Consider the following 19,686-nt stretch of genomic DNA (forward strand, 5'->3'; position numbering starts at 1 on the left):
TACGGGTGGAAACGGTAATGGTGGTGATGGCTTAAACTGGCCATACAGTGCAAACTCTCCTGGCCGTGGATGTTGTGGATTTTATCAACCTTCTCAAAATCTAGTGAATGCATTCAAAACCACAAAAGATGGTCTTCCAATGATAGGCAAGAACAAAGCAGGTCTTGAGGATACGTACAACGATGTAGATTTACCAAATGATCAGGGAGTTGGAGCTAATGCTAGTTTTGTATTAGATGTTTCTCAGCCTGTAGATCCACGTTTAGATTGGACAGTGGGTCGTCGTGGTGTTAATTTCTTAGATTGGGGTAAGATGCCAGGTTTTTCTTGGATTCGTGACCAAAATTATGCGGGTCCATATACAGGAAAAAAATGGATGTATTATTTAGCTGATGAAGGTAGTTCAACACACGCAACTGCGCGTCGTTCAGTTAATAATAACTACCGCTTATTCAAGTTGTCAACTATAATCTTATGGTTAGCTGAAGTTGAGGCTGAAACAAATAATTTAGCCAAGGCGGAGGAATATGTAAACATGATTCGTAATCGTGCAAAAACAAGTGCGGTTCAAGATGCATCAGTAACTACCCTAGTTAATCCGTATCCTGCAGGAACATTTGCAGCAAATGGAAAAGACTTTGCATTAAATGCTGTTTACATGGAAAACCGCTTGGAATTAGCCATGGAAGGTCACCGTTTCTTTGACTTAGTTCGTTGGGGAATTGCAGAAGACTTCTTAAACAAAATGTACATTCCTAAAGAGTCAGCAAATGGTAGAGACTTAACTGGAAGAACGTACAGCAAAAGAAGTTATATGATTGGTAAATCATTTACTCCTAAAAACAGATACTTCCCATTACCTATCGATGAGATCTTAAATTCTCAAAAAGAGGGAAAAGCTACATTGAAACAAAATGATGGATATTAATCCTTCTTAAATTTGAAAAAAGTCAGGACTGAAAAGTCCTGACTTTTTTGTTTTAGTGCTACCTACAAATCCCGTATATTTGAACAAAATTTATTCTTATGCTAGCTGATTCATTTGAAACCATTGTACAACGCCGTAGATCAAACAGACGTTTTGATCCTGAAGTAATCGTTTCTGATGACATAATTGAAAGGAGCCTTAAGCGGGCTATTCTATCTCCAAACAGCAGCAATATGCAATTGTGGGAATTCTATTGGATTCAAAGCCCGGAAGAAAAAGCAAAGTTTCATGCCCTATGCTTGGGTCAATCTGCAGCAAAAAATACAGCACATCTGGTCGTATTTGTCACGCGTTTAGACGTATGGCCACAGCGAGCAAAATGGAATTTAGCACGCATTCAAGAATCACTTCAGGGAAAAGAGCCCAATAAAATGGAGAAGCGAGGCCTGCAGTATTACAGCAAATTAATGCCATTACTTTACCGTCAGGACCCGTTGGGATTCTTCACGGGCATTCGTAAAGCCATGTGCTTTTTTATGGGAATCCGGAAACCTTTTATGCGTTTTGGAGGTAAAGCAGATCAGCGTGTCATGGCTCATAAATCATGTGCCCTAGCTGCGCAAACATTTATGCTTTCCATTGCAGCCGAAGGATTTGAATCATGTCCGATGGAAGGATTTGATGCCGTGCGGGTTAAGAAAGAACTCGGATTACCTTCAGGAGCAGAAATTAACATGATTATCTCGGTGGGAAAGGGAACTGAAGAAGGAATTTGGGGAAAACGCTTCCGACTACCTTATGAAGATGTTGTGTTTAAACGCTAAAGACAATCTACATCCGGAATTACCTGAACGCCTTTGAATAGTTTATTGGAAGGCAATTCATCCAAACATCCCCGCAAATTTTCTTTAAACTTAGCTAAGGAAACTCCCTTCTCTAATTTGATCAAGATTTCCATCGCATATTGATTACGAATACGCTCAATCAGCGGTTTTTCAGGTCCGAGTACCCTCCCATGCCCAAAACGCTCCTTCAGTACCATACCTAAATGCCTCGCCGCTTGATCCACCACTTGTGCTTCTATGTGCCGAAGCGTTAATTTAATCACGCGTGAAAAAGGCGGATAATGATATCCTTCCCGCTCCACAATCTCATCATTATATAAAGCAGCATAGTCTCCACGCTGAATAAAATCAAACAGGCGATGGTTGGGTTGATTCGTTTGTACATAGACTTGACCTTGCTCATCCCGCCTTCCTGCCCGACCAGCCACTTGGGTAATCAATTGAAACGCACGCTCATGCGCGCGAAAATCAGGAAAATTAATAATTCGATCCGCATCGAAAATCGCTACGGTAGATAAACCCTCAAAATCGAGGCCTTTGGCGACCATTTGGGTGCCAACAAGTATATCAATGTTTCCCGATTGAATCTCGCTTAAAAGGCTATTAAATGCTGTTTTCGAGCGTGTTGTATCTAAGTCCATCCTACCGATACGGGCATCAGGTATTAAAAGCTGTAATTCCTCCTCCAATTTCTCCGTTCCATAGCCCATCGTTTTTAATTGCGTACTTCCACAAGCGCCACATCGCGTTAATAATCCTTCACGGTAACCACAGTAATGGCAACGCAATTCTTGGTCCTTGGCATGATAGGTTAAACTCACGTCGCATTGATTACATTCTGCAATCCAATCACAATCTTGGCATTGGATATAGGGCGAATACCCTCTCCTATTTTGAAACAAAAGACTTTGTTTTCCACGTTCAAAATTTGACTGCAAAACCGAAACAAGATCTACCGAAAAACCTCCCTTCATCTGCTTCATTCGGTTAGCATATTTTGTGTCCAACAAACGAAGTTCGGGTAGTTGAGCTTTACCAAATCGCTCAGATAAAGTAACTAAACCATATTTACCTTGTTTAGCTTGGTAATATGATTCGATGGATGGAGTAGCCGAACCCAATAAAACCTTAGCTCCTTGTTGGTTCGCCAGCACCATCGCTACATCACGCGCATGATATCGCGGTGCCGGATCCGTTTGTTTAAACGAAGATTCATGCTCCTCATCGATGATGATTAAACCAAGACGAGAAAAAGGCAAAAAAACCGATGAACGAACGCCCACCACAAATGGATATTTCCCTTCCACGATTGATTTCCAAACTTCAACGCGCTCATTATCCGAAAATTTGGAGTGATAAATCCCAACTTGCTCACCAAAAATCTTTTTCAAGCGCGAAACGATTTGCGTCGTCAAAGCAATCTCAGGAAGTAAATACAAGACTTGATCACCATTCGCAAGCGCCTCTTGAATTAAGCGAATATATATTTCCGTTTTACCGCTACCTGTAATGCCATGTAATAAAACCGTTTCTTTCGTTTGAAATTCATCTAATATCGATTGATATGCTTGCGATTGTGCCTGATTTAATTCAAATGAGGATGGAATAAAATCATCATTATCCGAACCAAAGCGCGAAACGATTACTTCAAAAGATTCAAAAACACCGTTTTTAAGTAAGGTTTGTAATGAGCTTTCCGACAAGTCAGCTTGCGAGAAACTAGATTTTTCTAAACCCTTTTGGTTCATCGAAGGATCACGTAAAACCGGAATAAAGCGCAAATAATGAAGTAGCACACTTATTTGCTTTGTCTTATCCTCCAAACTTTTAATCAATTCGGTCAGTTGGCCTACATCCTCCCAAGCCCTACACAATCGAATTTTACGAATCACCTTTGGCGTATACCTATCCTTTAGCTCATCAAAAATCAGCACAGCTCCCTTGCCAACTAATGCTTTAATGTGGTGGTACGGACTTTTAACCTCGGCTACACGTGCGACCTCATCGTAGGTTAAGGCCCCTTTAGCTTGAATGGCCTCTACAATGACGCGCTCCTTTTCAGTTAACTCATTAAACTGATCGAATTCAGGGTGTACTTGTACTTTGGATTGACTTGAAATTTTTAATCCAGCGGGTAGCGCGACTTGAAAAACTTCACCTGGATAGCACATGTAATAATTTGCGACCCATTGAAACAAGGCAATTTGAGAAGAGGTCACCAGGGGAGCATCATCTAAAATCTCTAAAATATACTTCGCTTGATATTGTTTAGGAGGCTGATGATGTACAGATACGATTACGGCAGTCAATACTTTGGTACTACCAAAAGGCACAACGATACGTAAGCCTGACTCAACTACCTGTGCCCATTGCCTGGGGACGCGGTAGGTAAAAAAACGAGGGATGGGTAATGGAAGTAGGGCATCAACGAAAACCGTCGATTCTTCAGATTCAAAAAGTAAACTTGATTCTCCCATGACAGCTACAAATAAACACAAAGATCGGCAGTCGGGCAAGCTAATCTTGCCAGCGAAGTGTTTGGACTAAGTGAATGGCATCCTGTTTCAGATATTGAATGATGGGCGCTAATGAATCGTTTTGGGTGGCAGTTTTAACATAGATGGCCCCACGCAGAAAATGTTTGGAACTATCGGTTGTAAAGAACTGCAACGAGGTGGCCACTTCACCTTTTAGCTCGATAAGTCCTGCTTTGCGCCCATCGGTCGTAGTCATCGTGTAATCTTGTATACTAGCTGCTTTTCCTTGATGTTTATAGGCTAACGTGTAGGAATCATTAATGAGCGCGTTCATTTTTTTTCGATCGCCACCAAGTGATTTGTACGTAATCTGAATAAATGCATCCCAGCGGGGGTAATAGATGTAAATCCAATGTGGTTCTGCTTTCCAAACCCTTTTTTTATTCCCAATCTGTGCAGTATCTGGAATAACTTGTGCGTATTTAGAAATCTCAAAACGGTACGGATGTCCACTTTCTATAGGTTGGAAAGCAATGGGAGGCAAAATGATTCGGTTAAAACCTTTAGGCCTCGGAAGGTAGTTGGCCTCCTCCGTAGCAGAACTACATGACCATACAAAAGCAACAAAAAGTAGGTATCGAATCATTTACTGGGGCATATCTACACCGTGATAATCCAAAATCGGTTTTTGTATCGTTTCAAATACTTTTTCTCGTAGCATGGGCATATCTTCCTGTGTCATCCCCTTGGTCTCAATAGGCGCGTGAATAATCACTTTCACCTTACCTGGTCGGAGGGCAAAAAAATCATCGTCCAACATTTGAAAATTATTCAAGAATGAAACTGGCAAAACGGGTACCTGTTGCTGAATGGCCATCGCAAAAGCTCCATCTTTAAATGGGCTCGACATAAAAGGAAAATTTTTTGATGTGATGCCACCTTCAGGAAAAATAATAATACTCCGATTGGACTGCAGCGCCCGGATGGATTTAGACAAGGTCGCAGTTCGAGAGCCGCGGTCGTTACGGTCAACTAATATATTTAAGCCGCTGTAGAGGTAGCCAAAAAGCGGGACTTTTTTGATGGAAGATTTACCAACAAAGGAGAAATAATTGGGCAAGATCTTCACAAAAGCTGGAATATCTAAATAGGAGAAGTGATTCGAGCAGAATACATATGCTTGCTTAGAATCTAATTTTTTGTCTGTTTGAATTTCAAAACGAACGAATCCAAAAGCAAAAAATAAACTGGACCAAAGACGGACTAATTTATGTGCGTAGCGTTTGGTATCCTTACGCTGCAGTAAAATAACCATGAAGGGGTACAGCGCGAGAAACCAGCCAATAAACCAAAAACCGGTCCACACAGAGTATAGACCGATTAGAGGATTTGAAATATATGGATTCTTTTTCTTCATAAAAGAATTACTCGACAGTTCCCAATTGAACCGTATTCGTTTTTTTCGTCGTATGCGCAGGGATAGATAAAGTTGTTACAAAAACATCGCCCACCTGAAGTAATCCCTCGTTCTTTAATCGATCGACCATACCTTGCACCGTTTTCTCAACACTTTCAACGGCAGCATCATAATAAAATACTTTAACGCCCCATAAAAGACCCATGGTAGTCATCACCTGTTTGTCATTGGTAAAAATATATAAGTCGGCTTTTGGCCGGTGCGCCGACAGCTTAAATGCTGTTTGGCCTGAATTGGTAATACAAAGAATCGCTTTTGCTTTGGAGTCACGCGCTAAACGGCATGCACCAGAAATTAGGCGGTCAGTTAAGGTAACATTAGGTGTATTTGCTAATGCATGGTTTTTAAAATAGATCGCAGCTTCATCTCCTTTTATAATTTCAATCGCATTTTGTTGCTGCTCTACGACCTCATGAATATGCGCCATCGTTTCAACGGCTTTGATTGGGTAAGCACCAGAAGCAGATTCGCCGGAAAGCATGGTGGCAGAAGCCCCTTGCAAAACCGCATTTGCCACGTCGGATGTTTCAGCGCGCGTAGGTACTGGATTGGTAATCATAGATTCCAACATTTGGGTAGCTACAATTACTGGTTTCCCGGCGGCTGTACACTTCTCTACCATAACTTTTTGTAAGTAGGGAACAACGGCACCGTCCATTTCGACCCCTAGATCGCCACGCGCCACCATGATGGCATCCGTCGCTTCAATGATCTCATCCAAATTATCAATTGCTTCAGGCTTTTCGATTTTGGCAATAACTTTAGCCGTTTTGCCGTAAGCCTTGATTTTATCTTTAATATCCCAGATATCTGAAGCTTTACGTACAAAAGATAAAGCAATCCAATCCACACCATGGTCTAAGCCAAAATATAAATCTGCTGTATCTTTTTCAGTTAAACAAGGTAAAGACACCTTGGTTCCGGGAAGATTAATTCCTTTTTTTGACTTCAAAATACCTCCGTAAATCACTTCCGTAAGTACTTCTTTTTTTACCTTATCAATAGCAAGCACCTTTACCTCCAGGTTACCATCATCCATCAAAATACGCTCGCCAACATTCACATCTAAGTACATCGACGTGTATGTGGTACCTACTTTCTCAGATGTTCCCAAAAGGTTTTCGTCCATCGCAAAAATCAAATGCTTGCCTGCTTCTAGTGGAACACCATTATTTTCAACAAGTTGGGTACGAATTTTAGGACCCTGCAAATCTTGAAGAATAGTTAAATTCAAACCCATTTCATCACTGATGGAACGAATCATCTTCAAACGGGCCAAATGATCCTCATGCGTGCCATGCGAAAAATTTAAACGGAAGATATTTACACCTGCCTCGGCTAATTGGATTAATGATTCTCTAGATTCAGAGGCTGGGCCTACTGTGGCAACAATTTTTGTTTTGCGTTGATACGACATAGATTAATTAAGTCAATTTACTTTGCAATTTACATTTTACTCTGCGAAAAATGGAATTAAATCTTGATAATACATATCACCACCCGGAAAAATTTAGGATTTGATAGAGGCTACTAACCTAACGTATTATTTTTTACTCGATTAATCCAAAAATGAGATGGGCATAAAAAAGGGGAACTAATTACAGCTCCCCAATTAAATTACATTTTAGTTTTCCCAGAGGTCATGCTCCATTTCAAGTAATTTATACTCCAAGAGCTGGGACATCATTAGACCTTCCTTCTCTCCCCCATATAAATCGGTAAGAAACTTATTCTCCACATTACCTTTCTTAATAATTCGCGCTTGGAACATTCGCAAATCAAAAGCATCAGCCATATTTTTATGCTGAGTCTCATTTTCTGAATTATACCAAATACAATTAGGATTACTTCGGAACAACTTGTACAAATCCTTGTAGCGGAATGATGCAACTGATTTATCAAATCCAGCTTTCGTTTTAGATGCAGGAATGATAAGCGTAATCGACTGAATATCAAAGTATAAACGAGATCTTCTACGGTCAATAACCGCATCTTCACGTATTTCTAAAATAGACAATTCTTTAGGGAAGTAATAAGAAACGGCAGCACTTGCTGGTTTCGCTTCAAACGCATCTTTCGCTGGAGCTGCTGCAGGCTTTGCACCACCACCCCAGCCGTCGTCCGTTCCACTAGCAGCCTTAGGCGTAGCACCTTCAGCGCCAAAACCAGCTGCTTTTTCAGCATCAGATAGAGCTGACTCCTCTGATTGCTCCTCCATTTTCAAGTTTTCTTGAAATTGGTCTGCGGTCAATTTAGTAACTAATGAATCATTGGCATAAGGAGTTAAAACTCCCGCTTTTACCCATTCCAAAATAAATTTAGAGATTTCATTATTGACCGAAAAGAAAGGCTGGTTAATTTTTTCATTCAAGTCCATTCGGCGCCACAAACGCGCTTTATAATGAATACTAGATTCATCAATGGGACGAACTGAGTTTGGATTAACTGGAACTGGCTTTTCTTGTGCAAGGGACTGAAATGAAAGGCCCACAAATGCACTAAACAATAAAAATTTGGATACTAATTTCATGTATTTCGTATTAATTCAACGGAATATTTTTCGCCATGGTAAATGGAATTGTTTCAACGGCACCCTTAAAGTTTTTACGTTGAACTCCTTTAATTTCAATGTAATAACGATCACCAGCTTGTGCTTGAGCTGCTAACTTAGCAATTGAGCCCGAGCCAGGTAAGGTTAAATCATCGATTTTCCGTTGGCCACGTGCCAAAGCAACATAAAGCTCAGAAACACGGAAATTCGCATCTTCTGGGTTTGTTGATTTGAACGACTCATCAGCCAAGGCACGGGCATCGATGCTACGTAAACCTGACGCACTTGCGCCACGCTTTTCATCTAGCTCTCCACCGTTACCAAATACCTTTACATCCGGTCTTGGAACACGTCGCACACGAAAGGTTTCTTTTCCTAGCAAAGTCCCACTGTTAGCTACATTTAGCGTAATCGTAGCCGCACTTGGCACTATAGTTACTTTTCCTCGCGTTTGACCAGCGATTGCCTCGCCACCATCAGCCGTAAAAGTTGGATTCCAAAGAGCCCCTAAACCTGCACTAGCTACACTTAGTCGGTTTGCACAGCCTAAATAAAGTGCCGGCAAAGTCGCTGTCTCAATATTATACGTAGGCTTTAAAACAAAATATTCTTTTTGAATCGTTTCTGTTTTTGGACCTGCCGGACTCATGTAGGAAACAGAGGCTGTATATGTCTTTTTTGACATACCATTTGCATCATAGCCACCACCGGAGGTTTTAAATTTGATTTGACCACGTCCATCTAAAACAGGGATGGAAGCGCCATTAAAGCTCATACGAGGGGTAAAGCCACTCGAAGTCGCAGCGATAAATACCTCAGCTTGATAATCCATACCGGCTACAACCGTATTCGCATTAGCAGATACTTGTGCAAAAACCTTATCAAACTTAATTTCTTTCGCACCTACTTTGGCTGCTAGCTGTGCTAAAACATCACTTTCGTAGCGTCTTACCTCAGCTTGCTTTTGACTGATTGTCGCCATGGCAGCAGGTACAGGAGTTTGTGCAAAATTCAATTCAGCGAAATCTTTATTAGCCTGATTAGGATCCTTACTCGCAATTGGATCTGTTTTACCGTCTGCCGCCAAACTTGGAAATTTAGTTCCTGGATCAGCCAGACCTTCCAACTTCTTAACATAGGCATCAAAAAGACCCACTAACTTGTAGGCTTCTCCTGATTTGTTGGCGCCAACCATCAAACTATAAACTTTTTCTTCTTCTTTCGGATTTTTGATATTACCCGTTTCAGGATCAATACCACCACCAGTCTCTAAAACTTGTGACTTCAACGACTCCAAATGACCAACTAAAGCGTCGGCTTCTTTCTTAACTTCATTCGCACGCTTCAAAATATCTGCATAAGCAGCAGGGTTTGGCAAATCTTTGATTCGCTCCTCAATACCTTGAACCATTCCTTTATTCTTAGATGCTGCCGACTGATTAGCAACCTCAAGACTTGAATTTAGAAGTGTAAATTTTTGCAATAGTGCATCGCTCACTTGCAGGGCAAGAAGAGCTGTTAACACTAAATACATCATCCCGATCATTTTCTGCCGGGGTGTTTCTTTTAAACTAGCCATAGTATCTGATACGTGACAAAAACGTGATTACCCTTTCATTGCAGTTAACATACTTCCGTATACTTGATTCAAAGCTTGAATGTTAGCGTTTAACTTCGCTAATTCAGCTTGAAACAAAGCAGCGTCTTTCGAAGAAGCTGCAAGCTGCTCCGTTGTCGCCGTAACATTAGAATAATATCCGTTGATTGCTTTTAAATGCTTGGAGGATTCCTGAATTTCAGTTTCATAAACTGCATTCAATGCGGCCAATTGATCACCAGCTTTCGCATATTGCTGCGCATATTTTGCCGCCTCAGTAGATGAAATTGAAATAGACCCTAATGAAGTTGTTGCATCAGCAACTGTTTTATTAAGGGCTCCCAATGATTGCGAAGAAGTAGTCAACGATTGCACAAATTCTTGTGTCGCACCAGTTGCCTTTGAAATTTCTTGTAGACTATTTGCCGTTGCAGTCAAACCCTGTAAGCTTTTAGTTAAGTTAGCTACGACATCAGCTCCTAAACCTGGCTGGTTAGCTAGATCAGCTAATCCAGTAGATGCACGTGGCGCTGCAGGCTTATCTCCCATTAATTCTGGATACACATTTTCCCAATTATATTCCTTCTCGGGTTTTGCTTTCAAGTACAAAACACCAAACAAAATAAAAATGGCGGCTTCGGTAAACATGCCGACCATTAACATTTCGTTAGCACCTGTCCAGTGTACGATTTTAAATAATGCGCCAACAATAACTACAGCAGCACCAAAACTAGCTACGACGTTGATTGATTTTTCTAATCCCATTTGACTTATTCGATTAATATGTTCTAAAATGAATGTTATTTAACTGCTGGACGTCCTAGGTACCGCATCATAGAGCGGAAACCAATATATGAACGTTTTTTATTTTGTAACTCGTAGGCACGTGTACCTGTCTCCAAATAATAAGCAATATCTTTCCAAGATCCCCCACGCGTAACTTTTCGTGGTTCATCGGCATCTTTATTAACCGTATTCAAATCCCATGTTACCGCAGAGGCATTGTCGGCATACGCATCTTCACACCACTCAGCCACATTTCCAGCCATATTATATAGGCCATAATCATTCGGCTCAAATGCATTCGCAGGCGATGTATACGAATATCCGTCCGCATCATAATTACCACGATGTGGCTTGAAATTAGCTTGTAAACAGCCAACTGAATTCGCTACATATGGATTACCCCATGGATATTTACTAGCAGCACGACCACCTCGAGCCGCCCATTCCCACTCAGATTCAGAAGGTAATTCAAAACGGGGTAAAATATATAAGCCTTGCTTTTTCCTAAAATCATTCATCATTTTAGAGCGCCACAAACAAAAATATTTAGAGGCATCCCAGCTCACTCCTACGACAGGATATAAATCGAAAGCAGGACTCGAAAAGTAGTATTCCGTCATCGGATCCCCATTGTGATATGTAAAATCACTATTCCAAACCGTAGTATCAGGATAATATTCTGTAAATATCTTATCCTCACCTAGCACAGATACAGAATCCTTTAACAAAGCACCTGTAAACTGACGGTATTCATGATTGGTTATTTCAGTATCGTCCATGTAAAACGCAGCTACCGTCACACGCTTATTAAAGCTGATTCCAGAACGAGACGCATCCTCATCTGCTTGACCCATCATAAAACTTCCCGATGGCACCAAAACCATACCATAAGGAGTGGGTTGACTCCATCCTTTACGGGAAGCAGCCACGATTTCTCCATTTTCAACACCAGGTGCCTCTTTAGATTGCTTACCAAAACTAAGTAAACCTTTCCCTTTTTTTGCACCTCCCTTGGAGCTACTTAACGTTTTACCACCCGAAGACTTGGAACTTTTGGGGCCGCCACAACTATATACAGCCATGGCCAACACAATTACAGATAAACTTAAGGCGAGTTGCTTACCAACTAATTTAAAATTCATATACACGAATTAATAGATCTTTGTACAAAACGATTTGAAGTAACAAATATTGTATGTGGCACTACAGTACTACATAATTAATTCAAATTCCTCAAAATTAAAGTATATTTCTGACAATCAATACACAAAAGCTATTTTTTTTAAGCAGACTAAAAGTGCCTAATTTAGTCTAAAACGTGGCGTTTTGACTGGGGCATTTACTGTTTTGAATGTAAAATTAGGCAAGTTGAACCGACAAAAAACTTCATGTGTCAAAAGCGATTTAACCGGTAAATTAACAGTCGTATAGTCGATTGAGTAACCTGCTTCTAGTCTGTGCTTCCAGATACTTGCGCCAATCATTCCCACGATGGCATCGTTCGATCTGAAACTACCACCTACCCAAATCGCATTTTGATACACAATACGCACACCTGGCTCGATTATTACGGCATCAGCTATTGAACGTGCCCGAAAAAATGGATTAAGTTCCAAACTCGATAAGACGGGTATTGTATGTTCCGCATGCAAGCTGAATTCCTGAGCTTGATTAAAAAATGAACTACTTAATCCGATGTGTAATTGTTTACGTTTAAATAGAATCCCACCGCGTGAGGTCGATTTCGCTTGACTAACTTGCTTCCCGGTAAACTCATCCACAATTGGGTCACCTGAATCACGGACACGAAAAACAGTTCCATCTACTGATTGGGTTTGCAATCCAAAACCACCACCAAAAGAAATCTGAGACTCCCCGATAGCCAGTTGATAAGCTAACTGAAGATTAGCAATTTGTAATCCAACACCTGAAGGAGTCAAATCCGATAAGTAATTCAAGCCAAACCCTAGTCCTGTTCCTCCCAGTGGTACAGATGCACTAAGTAGGCGAGTCCCTAAACTTCCTGCCCCTTCTTGGGTTGCTTGATACCCAGTCCATTGATTTCGAACATGTAATTGAACGTATGCACGATCGCCATCACCCGAATAAGCCGGATTTAAATAGATCCGATTTTGCGTAAACATGCTTAACTGAGGGCCTAATTGGCTATACAAACTAATTTGAGGTGCCAGGCACAAACACAAAATTATCCACAAGAAGAAACGTGAAAAATAGCCCATGAATGAATATCAACCCTTAAAATAACGATTAATTGACCAAACCAGCAAACTGATTTCCCCCAAGCTTTGTCAATCCTTTGAGGTTTGACAAAGCTAAGGAAAAAAAAAGCTCCCGATGGGAGCTAAACTGATTTATTTATTCACTTGTTTGATATAAAGTTCAAGTGCGCCTGTCATCGAAGGTGCGCTGGGCATCGGGGCTTGAACATCAATGATTAAACCTGCATCTATAGCCGCCTGCGCCGTAGTTGGCCCAAATGCCGCGATCCGTGTATTATTTTGTTTGAAATCAGGGAAATTCAAGAACAAAGAAGTGATCCCAGAAGGACTATAAAATGCAATTATATCATAAAAAACATTTTCCAAATCTGATAAATCGGCTGATACCGTTTCATACATCACGGCTTCTGTTAATTGGAAATCGTTCGTACCCATGTAGTCTGGCAAATCCTTTTGGCGTTTATTTGAACATGGAAATAAGAATTTTTCAGTCTTATGTTTCTTGATTATTTCTAATAAATCCAACGCCGTACGTGTCCCCGTAAAAACTTTACGCTTACGAATCACAATATATTTTTGTAGGTAATTCGCCGTTTGTTCCGTGATACAAAAATATTTCATATCGGCAGGTACCTCAATTTTTGCCTCTTTACAGATACGGAAGAAATGATCAATGGCATTACGGCTTGTAAAAATAATGGCCGAATGTGCCAAAATCTCTATTTTTTGCTTCCGAAATTCTTTGTAGGCAATACCTTGAACTTCAATGAAAGGACGAAAATCTACTTTCACATGGTATTTACGCTCAATCTCAAAGTAAGGGGATTTAGCATCCGTTGGAGCAGCTTGCGTAACCAGGATACTTTTTACTTTCTTTAGCCGGCTGGCGTCCTGCTGTACGCCATTTGTAATTTCACTCATAAGAACAATATTCAATTAATGCGCCTGAGACTACTATTTCTCAAAATGCCTGCAAATATACGTTTTTTTTATTCAAAAATTTAAAGCGTCTACATGTACTCCGGGAAAATTAATTCGCGTAAACCGAAGACCAATACTTGGCCCTCCATTAAAATCAAATAAGCCAAAAGTGAGAGTTGGTTCAACTGAAATGATTTCCGAAAAACTTGAAATAAATAGAACGATCTAAGTATAAAATACCCGGTTATCACGTACGAGATGTGCGTCAGATTGATTGAAACCAAGGGTCCTTGATACAATGAATATAAACCTATGCACAAAAATAAACCAGTAAAAAATTGAAAATTAGTCTGTAAGGATTTGAAATAGTGAGCCTCAGGCACTTGGGACAAGCGAAATAAATTTGCGAACAATTTAAAAACAAAATACCGCGAAATAAACAAAATAAAGGCAATGAAAGTTTTCATACCTAAAAATCCGAGAGATGCTCCAATGGTTTGGACGTTTTCCCACGATTCGAAAAGCGCATCATTAGATTGCTGCATGAGCCGGTTAAAAAATGACAAACACGCCGTAATTAGACTCAATGTAAAAATGACCCATAAATTAGGGAAGGCAAAGGGACTTTTTAATACGGCATCTTCTTTTACCTCCCAATGAATCCAATCTGAAAAACGGTAATACGTGTGAAAATAGCGTGGAAAAACCGCAAACAAGATTCCAATAAATAGAAGTAAAACTAAAAAAGAAAAGCCGAAAAATTGATAGAAAATAAATGAATTTCGGCGTTTTATGGTTAGAAAATCGGCCATTGTATCGGAGCTTACGAATACCTTCCGTTCAACACTAAACTCGCTCGGCAGCCCCTTCAAATCTGTACTATAAATTGTGAGAACAAGCTGACTCTCATCCGTATACTTTTGCTGTAAACTATCGAGCGACAAACGAATTAACTGTCCCTTAGGCAGAAATAACTGAAATTCCCCTTGAATAAATAATTGATAATCAGCCTCTGGATTAATCCGTAAATATCCATTCGGATAATCTGCCGGATTTACAGCAAGTGATTTTGATTTATACCCAAAATGTTTTGATGCAATATAGGGTAAAAACCCCTTGACGGTTGGCTGATACACCATCCATTCCTTCTCAAATGCATGTGATTGCTTCCATTGCGCATGTCCTACTTGCACAAATAGGCTAAGTAAACCCCATAAAAAAAATCTGCTTACCTGGCTAAATAAGTTCAGGTAAGCAGATTTTTGAACTAAAGGATGCATCCTTTTGATTTTATTATTTTCCAGCTAACGCCTTAATCATCGTTTCACCAATATCTGCAGGAGAATAAACAACATGAATTCCACATTCTTTCATGATCTTCATTTTTGCTTCTGCCGTATCATCCGCCCCACCAATAATCGCACCCGCATGACCCATTCGGCGTCCTTTTGGGGCTGTTTGGCCAGCGATAAAGCCTACGACCGGTTTACGATTCCCGTCTGCTTTAATCCAAAGTGCTGCTTCAGCTTCCATGCCTCCACCAATTTCTCCAATCATCACAATACCCTCTGTTTCTGGATCATTCATTAAAAGTTCAACCGCTTCTTTGGTGGTTGTACCAATAATAGGATCACCACCGATTCCGATAGCAGTTGTTTGGCCTAATCCAGCTTTAGTTAATTGATCTACTGCCTCATAGGTTAAAGTACCTGATTTGGAAACGATACCCACCCGACCTTTCTGGAAAATAAAACCAGGCATAATGCCTACTTTACATTCTTCAGCTGTCATCACACCCGGGCAATTAGGACCGATTAATCGGCAATCAAAATTTTGAATATATTCTTTCGCAATGATCATATCTTTCGTCGGAATTCCTTCCGTGATACAAATAATCACTTTAATACCAGCTTCTGCAGCCTCCATAATTGCGTCTGCAGCAAATGCAGGCGGAACAAAAATGATAGACGTATCCGCTGCCGTTTTAGCAACCGCTTCTGAAACCGTATTAAAAATAGGCTTATCTAAATGAGAACCACCACCTTTTCCTGGAGTAACCCCGCCTACAACCTGCGTACCGTAGGCAATCATTTGTTCGGCATGAAAGGTACCTTCAGTTCCGGTAAATCCTTGGACAATAATTTTCGAATTCTTGTTAACTAAAACACTCATTGGGTAGGGGTTAAATATACGTAGGCAAGAAATTTTTCCAAAGGTACAAATTATTGATAAAATTCATCAAAAACCTTTTAAGCTTGGAAATAAAAAATCGAACAACATATTTTTGTGTAAATTCGAATTCGAATACCATTACATGATTAAGCACCTGCACATTCAAAATTACGCCCTCATAGACTCAATTAATTTGAGCCTGTCCAACGGCTTGAGTGTGATCACAGGAGAAACAGGTGCCGGCAAATCCATTTTGCTAGGTGCAATCTCCCTACTCATGGGTGCCCGATCCGATGGAAAATCCCTCTTTGACCCAGAAAAAAAGTGCATTATTGAAGGCACATTTTCAGTAGCGCCGTATCCGCACATTCAACAAATTTTCGAAGAAGAAGGCATTGATTTCGAAGAACCATGTATTATCCGACGTGAAATTAATCCACAAGGTAAATCACGTACATTCGTAAATGACAGTCCGGTCAACTTAGATTCGCTAAAAAAAATTGGCCAAGAATTGGTTGACATACATTCCCAACAAGACACCTGGTGGCTCGCTAATACAGATTTTACACTGGAGTTAGTTGACAGTTTTGCGCAAAACCAGACGCTTAAATTGGCCTACCAAACGAGTTACCGACTATACAATCAAGCGACAAAAGACCTGCAAGCATTACAAAAAAAAGCAGCTGAAGGAACGCAAGGACTAGATTTTTTGCAATTTCAATTCCAAGAATTAAGCGATGCAAATCTCCTTCCTACTGAATATGAAACGCTTCGTTCCCAGGTAGAAAAAGGACAAAACGCCGAGCAAATCAACGAAAGACTAGCGCAGCTGGCTAATTTAATGAGCGCAGCTGATATATCAACGGTTGAGCAAATGCGTGCCGCATTACAACAAGTTAATGTGCTAAGTAAATTTGGAGAGGATTATGCGAGCTGGCAAAAAAGGTTAGAGAGTATTTGGCTAGAGACAAAAGATTTGGCCAACGAGATCGAACGAGAAGCTGAAAATTTCCAGTCTGACCCGAACGAATTAATCCAATCTCAACAGCGACTTGATTTACTAAATCGTCTACTTCAAAAATACCAGTTACGTGAGATTGACCAATTGATTCAGCTTCGTGATGACATTGACAATCAGATTTCAAGTCATGCCAATCTAGACGAAGCACTGGCTTTGGCAGAAAAACAGGTAGCATCAACCTTTAAATTAGCCCAAACTCAAGCTGCTCAATTACAAGCTAACCGCAGGGAGGTCTATCAACCCATCACCCAAAAATTACAAGAATCACTACAAGCACTCGGCATTCCAAACGCAACGCTCGATTGGGAAATACGGGAACAAGAAATACAAATGTCAGGGATTGATAAAATCCAATTATTGTTTTCAGCAAACAAAGGATTGGCACCCAAGCCATTTCGTCAAATTGCGTCGGGAGGAGAAATGAGCCGACTCATGCTTTCGATCAAACATTTATTAGCCGAAAAGCGTGCCATGCCTACCCTCATTTTAGATGAAATAGATACGGGCGTTTCAGGTGAAATTGCAATTAAAATTGGCCAAATGTTAACACAAATGAGCCATTCACATCAAATCATTGCCATTACCCACCTACCCCAAATCGCAGCAGCGGGTGCACATCATTGGTTCGTTTATAAGGATCATGCAGGTGAAAAAACAGTTTCTAGCCTGAGAGAACTGAAAGGTGAAGATCGCGTGGATGAAATTGCGAAAATGATTGGAGGGACGAAAGGATATGTTGAGCTTAAAGAAAATGTTCGAAAATTAATTCAATCAAATCATGCTTAAAAAAATCGTTACGTTAGTCTTCCTTACGACAGCTTTTGCGTGTACGACTGCTGAAGAAAAATTGAGTTCCGCATTACAAGAAAAAGTATTGAAACTTCACGATACGTTAATGCCGCAAACCGAACAATTGATTTCATTCAAATCATCCTTAGATAGCATTTCCAAAGGAAAAGATTCTGTGCACATTAAACAAATTATCCATGCGCTAGATCAGGCAGATGATTCTATGATGGAATGGATGCATCAGTTTTCACTTGACAGCTTATCTAAATTGGCCGTTGGCGAAAAAGTCACCTACCTTCAATCACAATATTCTGCGCTAACCCGATTAAAAACATCAACAGACTCAAGTCTTCATGCCGCTAAAACGTATCTTTCTCGCTAGTCTTTTATTTTTCTCGTTGAGTTGCTCGCAAGACAAAAAACTACCCTTTTTAGGAAGGCATCAAACACGAGTTATTGGCGGAAAAACAGATACGATTTACCACCAAATACCTCCGTTTAGATTTCTTAATCAAGATTCAATCTGGGTGAGCGAAAAAGACATGGAGGGGAAAATCTACATTGCCGACTTCTTTTTTACGACGTGTCCAACGATTTGTCCAAAAATGAAAACGCAGTTGCTGCGTATTTATGAACGTTATGCAACGAATGATCAAATTCGAATCCTATCGCACAGCATTGATCCTGATTTTGACAAACCTTATATTTTAAGGCAATATGCGAGTCGCTTAGACGTAAAAGCTCCGCGCTGGAACATGCTGACAGGTGACAAAAAAGCCATTTATGCCTTGGGTGAAAAAAGCTATATGGTGACAACACAAGAAGATAAAAATGAGGTAGGTGGATTTGTGCACAGCGGTGCCTTTATCCTAGTGGATAAGCAGCGTCACATCCGTGGAATTTACGATGGAACAAAAGAAGAAGAAGTAAATCACCTAATTGAAGATTTAGAAATCTTACTAAAATGAAACACATATTGTTAGCCGCTTTGGCTTTTAGTTTTATCGCCTGCAAGTCTAAAGAGGAGATTCTCCATGAGCAATATGTGATTGAAGGGAGAGTTCAATATGAAAACAATTGTGCTAATTGCCACCAATCTAATGGGCTAGGTCTTCGAAATTTATATCCAGCTATCACAAAAAGTAAAATTCCTGCTCCCGATCTGGCCAAGTTAATCAAACAAGGGCGTAAATCTGCGTCAGGTTACATGCCTGCGAATCCGAAATTACATGCGATTGACATTGCTGAAATAATCACGTTTATGCGCCATGAGTGGGGAAATAATGAGCAAATTTTTTCATTTGACTCAACTAGAATCGCATTGAAGGGGGTAGATTAATTAGTGGGTAATTCATCTACGGTCAAAATAGAATTAGTCACATGCCGCAACGAGTACGTTGAAAAATCTTGCGCTGCGTCTAAGCCTACGCCGTGAATAATATCCGTCCGCGTTTTGATTGAAACGGATTTTTCTGTGAAAATACGCTTTTCCCCTGGCAACCAGGTAAACTCATCCGTCTTAATCAGCTCCCCTTTTAATTGGTTATTGATAACCACATGACCCATTAAACGGTACGAATTAGTTTGTCGAAAAAAATGCGCAGAATCTCCTCGAATCATCGAGGTTACATTTCCCAATTTATCATAAAACCAAAGTTTCATCTCTTTGGGGTAAATTCGATCTTCCGTTGGCGTCGTAATTTGACTCTCCGTTACCATGCGAACAACTGCACGGGCAGAATCAGAATAAATCATATCAATACCTGAAAGTTCTGATTTCGGACCTTTAAATATTAAGTTAACAGATTTCTTTTGTTCGCTGCAAGCGAGAAGGCAAATGACCCAACCGAACAAATAAATAATCCGAAGCTGGCGCATGGAT

Annotated in this window: 19 protein-coding genes; 6 read left to right on the forward strand and 13 right to left on the reverse strand. The window is 40.3% G+C overall.

Translation table 11 applies throughout. The features are described 5' to 3' along the window. Both ACIQ6T_RS07590 and ACIQ6T_RS07595 read left to right on the forward strand, forming a co-directional pair. A partial coding sequence (locus ACIQ6T_RS07590) for a RagB/SusD family nutrient uptake outer membrane protein (RefSeq protein WP_395785295.1) occupies window positions 1-928 on the forward strand: 928 nt, incomplete at its 5' end. A 98-nt stretch (window positions 929-1,026) separates the two neighbouring features. Next, window positions 1,027-1,752: a nitroreductase family protein gene (locus tag ACIQ6T_RS07595; protein WP_395785296.1), complete on the forward strand. Its 726-nt coding sequence runs from the start codon at window positions 1,027-1,029 to the stop codon at window positions 1,750-1,752. Here the strand turns inward: ACIQ6T_RS07595 and priA are convergent. The 12 genes from priA to sucD all read right to left on the reverse strand — a co-directional run bounded on the left by priA (window position 1,749) and on the right by sucD (window position 15,994). Next, window positions 1,749-4,250 (reverse strand): primosomal protein N', encoded by a 2,502-nt coding sequence (gene priA / locus ACIQ6T_RS07600; RefSeq protein WP_395785297.1) that lies wholly within the window; start codon window positions 4,248-4,250, stop codon window positions 1,749-1,751. The genes ACIQ6T_RS07595 and priA overlap by 4 nt on opposite strands. Window positions 4,251-4,290: 40 nt before the next feature. Beyond that, window positions 4,291-4,896 carry a gliding motility lipoprotein GldD gene (locus ACIQ6T_RS07605; protein WP_395785298.1) on the reverse strand — a complete coding sequence of 202 codons (606 nt, stop codon included), beginning with the start codon at window positions 4,894-4,896 and terminating at the stop codon, window positions 4,291-4,293. Beyond that, entirely contained in the window at window positions 4,897-5,667 is a 771-nt protein-coding gene (locus ACIQ6T_RS07610) for a lysophospholipid acyltransferase family protein (protein ID WP_395785299.1), read from the reverse strand. Window positions 5,668-5,674: 7 nt separating this feature from the next. Next, on the reverse strand, window positions 5,675-7,144 hold the full coding sequence (gene pyk / locus ACIQ6T_RS07615; RefSeq protein WP_395785300.1) for a pyruvate kinase: 1,470 nt from the start codon (window positions 7,142-7,144) through the stop codon (window positions 5,675-5,677). A gap of 207 nt (window positions 7,145-7,351) precedes the next feature. Beyond that, window positions 7,352-8,257: a gliding motility protein GldN gene (gldN, locus tag ACIQ6T_RS07620; protein ID WP_395785301.1), complete on the reverse strand. Its 906-nt coding sequence runs from the start codon at window positions 8,255-8,257 to the stop codon at window positions 7,352-7,354. Window positions 8,258-8,267: 10 nt separating this feature from the next. Continuing rightward, window positions 8,268-9,857: a gliding motility protein GldM gene (gene gldM / locus ACIQ6T_RS07625; protein WP_395785302.1), complete on the reverse strand. Its 1,590-nt coding sequence runs from the start codon at window positions 9,855-9,857 to the stop codon at window positions 8,268-8,270. 27 nt (window positions 9,858-9,884) lie between these two features. Next, entirely contained in the window at window positions 9,885-10,640 is a 756-nt protein-coding gene (gene gldL, locus ACIQ6T_RS07630) for a gliding motility protein GldL (RefSeq protein WP_395785303.1), read from the reverse strand. A gap of 35 nt (window positions 10,641-10,675) precedes the next feature. Then, on the reverse strand, window positions 10,676-11,803 hold the full coding sequence (locus ACIQ6T_RS07635) for an SUMF1/EgtB/PvdO family nonheme iron enzyme (RefSeq protein ID WP_395785304.1): 1,128 nt from the start codon (window positions 11,801-11,803) through the stop codon (window positions 10,676-10,678). Between the two features lie 159 nt (window positions 11,804-11,962). Next, a complete protein-coding gene (locus ACIQ6T_RS07640; protein ID WP_395785305.1) occupies window positions 11,963-12,901 on the reverse strand; it encodes a PorP/SprF family type IX secretion system membrane protein in 939 nt (312 codons plus the stop codon). 132 nt (window positions 12,902-13,033) lie between these two features. After that, on the reverse strand, window positions 13,034-13,822 hold the full coding sequence (locus tag ACIQ6T_RS07645; protein ID WP_395785306.1) for a uroporphyrinogen-III synthase: 789 nt from the start codon (window positions 13,820-13,822) through the stop codon (window positions 13,034-13,036). A gap of 89 nt (window positions 13,823-13,911) precedes the next feature. Beyond that, the gene (locus tag ACIQ6T_RS07650) at window positions 13,912-15,102 is read right to left on the reverse strand and encodes a hypothetical protein (RefSeq protein ID WP_395785307.1); all 1,191 of its coding nucleotides are present in this window, start codon (window positions 15,100-15,102) and stop codon (window positions 13,912-13,914) included. Window positions 15,103-15,115: 13 nt separating this feature from the next. Continuing rightward, window positions 15,116-15,994 (reverse strand): succinate--CoA ligase subunit alpha, encoded by an 879-nt coding sequence (sucD, locus tag ACIQ6T_RS07655; protein WP_395785308.1) that lies wholly within the window; start codon window positions 15,992-15,994, stop codon window positions 15,116-15,118. A 142-nt stretch (window positions 15,995-16,136) separates the two neighbouring features. Between sucD and recN the strand changes: the two genes are divergently transcribed. Genes recN through ACIQ6T_RS07675 form a run of 4 tightly spaced genes read left to right on the forward strand, consistent with a single transcriptional unit; the run spans window position 16,137 to window position 19,143 of the window. Then, the gene (recN, locus tag ACIQ6T_RS07660) at window positions 16,137-17,801 is read left to right on the forward strand and encodes a DNA repair protein RecN (RefSeq protein ID WP_395785309.1); all 1,665 of its coding nucleotides are present in this window, start codon (window positions 16,137-16,139) and stop codon (window positions 17,799-17,801) included. After that, complete coding sequence (locus tag ACIQ6T_RS07665) at window positions 17,794-18,186, forward strand: hypothetical protein (RefSeq protein ID WP_395785310.1); 393 nt, start codon at window positions 17,794-17,796, stop codon at window positions 18,184-18,186. The genes recN and ACIQ6T_RS07665 overlap by 8 nt, the downstream gene beginning before the upstream one ends. Next, window positions 18,158-18,772, forward strand: coding sequence for an SCO family protein (locus tag ACIQ6T_RS07670; protein ID WP_395785311.1), 615 nt, complete (start codon window positions 18,158-18,160; stop codon window positions 18,770-18,772). The genes ACIQ6T_RS07665 and ACIQ6T_RS07670 overlap by 29 nt, the downstream gene beginning before the upstream one ends. Further along, a complete protein-coding gene (locus ACIQ6T_RS07675; protein WP_395785312.1) occupies window positions 18,769-19,143 on the forward strand; it encodes a c-type cytochrome in 375 nt (124 codons plus the stop codon). Before ACIQ6T_RS07670 ends, ACIQ6T_RS07675 begins: the two co-directional genes overlap by 4 nt. On the opposite strand, the gene lptC is transcribed toward ACIQ6T_RS07675, so the two are convergent. Then, window positions 19,140-19,682: an LPS export ABC transporter periplasmic protein LptC gene (lptC, locus tag ACIQ6T_RS07680; protein ID WP_395785313.1), complete on the reverse strand. Its 543-nt coding sequence runs from the start codon at window positions 19,680-19,682 to the stop codon at window positions 19,140-19,142. The genes ACIQ6T_RS07675 and lptC overlap by 4 nt on opposite strands. Window positions 19,683-19,686 lie beyond the last annotated feature (4 nt).

Source organism: Aquirufa sp. (genome assembly GCF_044377215.1).
Classification (GTDB): Bacteria; Bacteroidota; Bacteroidia; order Cytophagales; family Spirosomataceae; genus Aquirufa.